Source organism: Pseudomonadales bacterium (assembly GCA_013215025.1).
Taxonomy (GTDB): Bacteria; Pseudomonadota; Gammaproteobacteria; order Pseudomonadales; family DT-91; genus DT-91.
In genome coordinates this window covers 1-3,544 of the sequence record JABSRR010000108.1, presented here as the reverse complement: position 1 = coordinate 3,544, position 3,544 = coordinate 1, and the positions used below count along the sequence as shown (strand labels likewise).

General features: G+C 42.3%; 4 protein-coding genes. 3 read left to right on the top strand and 1 reads right to left on the bottom strand.

Annotated features, from left to right (window positions below; genetic code table 11):
• Positions 1 to 76 precede the first annotated feature (76 nt).
• On the bottom strand, positions 77 to 685 hold the full coding sequence (locus HRU21_08495) for a flavin reductase family protein (GenBank protein ID NRA42327.1): 609 nt from the start codon (positions 683 to 685) through the stop codon (positions 77 to 79).
• Positions 686 to 869: 184 nt separating this feature from the next.
• On the opposite strand from HRU21_08495, the gene HRU21_08490 reads away from it, so the two are divergent.
• The 3 genes from HRU21_08490 to HRU21_08480 all read left to right on the top strand — a co-directional run.
• Positions 870 to 1,697, top strand: a complete 828-nt coding sequence (locus HRU21_08490; GenBank protein ID NRA42326.1) for a hypothetical protein — start codon at positions 870 to 872, stop codon at positions 1,695 to 1,697.
• Positions 1,697 to 2,419, top strand: a complete 723-nt coding sequence (locus tag HRU21_08485) for a pseudouridine synthase (protein ID NRA42325.1) — start codon at positions 1,697 to 1,699, stop codon at positions 2,417 to 2,419. The genes HRU21_08490 and HRU21_08485 overlap by 1 nt, the downstream gene beginning before the upstream one ends.
• Before the next feature lie 19 nt (positions 2,420 to 2,438).
• Positions 2,439 to 3,544 (top strand): methyltransferase (locus HRU21_08480; GenBank protein NRA42324.1); only part of this gene is annotated, 1,106 nt, incomplete at its 3' end.

Genomic DNA, 3,544 nt, shown 5'->3' with positions numbered 1-3,544 from the left:
GCCGATTGGCAGCGTGCAGAACCGAGTCGAATTTTACGGCAGCTTTCGGCGATGTGATCGAATAAGCCAGCGAATGTTATTTTGGCCGCGCTTTATTCAGCACAGAGCCAAGCACTGCATATTCACTAACACCTAAGCGCGCTAAGGGGTCAATTGCTTCAGCATCAATGGCTAAGCGCCCTTTGGCATCTTCTTGCACACAGTGATCAGCAACAAAGGCTTGCTTAACTTCGGCAAAAATAAGCTGCTGCTTACTGTCTTTTAATAGCTGAGCATCGTGCAGGCAACAGTCATAGGCCACCGGCGCTTCAGCAATGCGCGCAAAGCCTTGATCGTGATCNATCGTNAAACCCAAGCGCTTTAGCTCTGAATCATTTCTTGCTAATTCACGAGACGACTCATTTAAATCNGCAAGCAAATTGCTGGATGCAATATGCACGGTAAAGCGCTCGGTACGCTCAATATTTGCCCAGGTATCTTTGTCAGATTGATCAGACTTTTGCCCCACAGAAATCATAAGCACCGCAGGCTTTGATGACAAAGGGGTGAAATATGAGAACGGCGCTAAGTTATAGTCGCCCGTTGAATTCTCGGTTAACACCCAGGCAATAGGTCGCGGAATCAAACTCTGCGTCATGATATGGTAGACCTGATTGGCGGAATACTGACTAAATTCAATTAACATGCGATGACTTCCTACAATACCGATAACATGAGAAATACTGATATAATAATTAATTCAATTGTATCAGCATTCCACACTTACATTAAACACTGGCTGAATGCGCAATATGTTGCAATACGCTCAGTGATTGGATGAAGCGCATAAAAGACAATATGTTTCTATGACCGACATTGCCTCACAAACCATGCCAGTTGAGGGTCAAGCTTTATTGCGGGTTTTGTTTGAAGATGAAGCCATCGTCGCTATTTATAAACCCGCTAATATGTTGGTGCACCGATCTGCCATCGACCGACATGAAACACAGTTTGTATTACAAACTCTGCGCAACCAACTGGACCAGCATGTTTTTCCGGTTCATCGATTGGATAAACCCACCTCAGGCGTGATACTTTTTGCCAAAAATTCTGATTGTGCGCATCAATTACAACAGCAATTTGCCGCAAGACAGATTACAAAGCTATATCTGGCGATTTGTCGTGGGCATATCCAAGCAACATCACTGGTTGATCGCCCCGTTAAGTTACGAGGCATTAAAGCTAACAGTAATCAATCGATGCTCAGCAAACCCGCACAGTCGATTATTTCACCCCTAGCACATGCAACGCTTAACTATTCAGTAGAACCGCAATATCCGCAAAGCCGCTACAGCCTAGTGTTATTATCGCCTATTACGGGGCGACAGCATCAATTACGTTATCATATGAAACACTTATCGCACCCAATTATTGGCGATGTGAAGTATGGTAAATCGACGCACAACCATTTTTTTTGCCAGCAGTTACAACAGCGACGGCTGTATCTAAGTGCGTCACACCTGCAGTTCACCCACCCTATTAGTCAACAAACGGTGTTAGTTTCAGCACCTTTAGATGAGGCATTCATGCGCGCCGTGTCATTTTGTCAATTTGAAGCCGCTATAACAGAGTTTTTTGACAAGCCAACAGATTTTTTCAAGCTCGTTCATCAACAGAAAAAAGCGTTTGAAATATCGCTGCAGCAAGGTGATTTGTAGTGCAACATCTGCGATTAGATCAATTTGTTGCAAAGGCACTCGGCAAAAGTCGCAAAGCCGCCAAACAGCTTATCCAACAAGGCTGCATCAGCGTTGATGGCCTTATTGTCAAAGATGGCAAGTTAAAAATTTCTCTGCAGCAGCAAGTTGGCTACCAAGATAACATGTTGGCACTCAAACAAAGTGTTTATCTCGCGCTGTATAAACCTGCTGGCTACTGCTGTTCGCATGTGGATGATAATGCACCCTCTGCGCTCAGATTGATCAGCGAAGAATTCAAGCAACAAAAGTTGTTTTTTGCTGGCAGGTTAGATACCGATACCTCAGGTCTAGTATTACTTAGCAGTGATGGACAATGGTGCCACCGAGTCAGTAAACCCCAGAAACAAAACTTCGATAATGATTATTGTGGAAAACGCTACCGTGTTGGTTTGGCTGAAGCGATAAATCAATCATCTATCGATACATTAGAGCAAGGTGTAATGCTTCGATCCGAAAATAAGCTCACCCTACCCTGTCAGATTCAACAACTGTCTGCTCACGAAGTTATAATAGAACTTCACGAAGGTCGATATCATCAAGTCAGGCGGATGTTTGCCTATTGTAATAATCGGGTGATATCACTGCACCGAGAGAGCATTGGCACTATTAAACTTGGCAGTTTACAAAGCGGACAATTCAGACAGCTCTCTAATGATGAAATACAGAGTTTTATCGGTTAAGGATATAATCAAATAACAGATGCAAAGCAACAATCACATTATTGCAAACCCACTAGCTGAGTCTATTAAGCAGGTAGATCGCGCGCTATGGCTTATTGACGAAGCATCATCTGACTTTTGTTTTGATGCCGGTGTTTTAGGTACGACTGAAAAACTGAGTAACCGTTTTGATTTAGCAAAAAAATTTAATGCCGTATTTAATGACTTTTTAATCGCTGAAACTTTTGCAAACCAAAAGCTTGATCTTATTGCGTTCAGAATCAGCAAAGAAAAACAGATTAATCTGCATGTGTTTAATAGCTGGATAGATTTATGTTCAAAATCTGCAGCCTCTGGCCTAACCTTAGCATCAGCCTCAACATCATTACCAAGCTCATCAGCAAACTCTAGAGCAGCAATATCAACATCTAAAACGACATCGCCATTAACATCGAAACCATCAATACCGACACCGACGCTTAAATTATTTGGGGCAAAAAATGAGGGGATTAAAAGCCTGTTTACTTTGGCAAAAGAACAATTAGCAGCCTTTGGCAATGCTGTCACATTGCAGTTAGATAAAATTCATAAGCAAGTATTTGTCATCTCCATTCACTTTACAGATAACTCTGTCTGTTCTGGTATTGAGGCCAATCAAGTATATAAACCATTACAGCTTTTAAGCTTGTCGGGAGTCGAGTTTTATAGCAAGCCGGGGCTATTTGGCTGGCAGAAAATTGATCAAGGTAGTTCACTGCTGATTTCAACAATTGCGCAATATTATGAAACAAAATCTGACAATACTCTGTCATCCTTACAGGCGCTTGACCTTGGCTGTGGCTATGGTTATTTATCTATTCGCCTCAAACAGCTAGGCTTCACACATATTGATGCAACCGATAATTGCGCTGCTGCATTACTCAGCTGCGAGGAGAATTTTAAACACTATGATATTAAGGGTCAGATTATAGCTAGCGATGCAGCCGACAGTATCAGTAAATCCTATAATGTAATAGTCTGTAATCCACCTTTCCATCAAGGCTTTGATCATGTCAAATCATCAACAGAACTATTTACGGAGGCAGCTGCTAGACATTTAAAACCAGGCGGTGAAGCATGGTTTGTGGTCAATCAATTTGTCGGTTT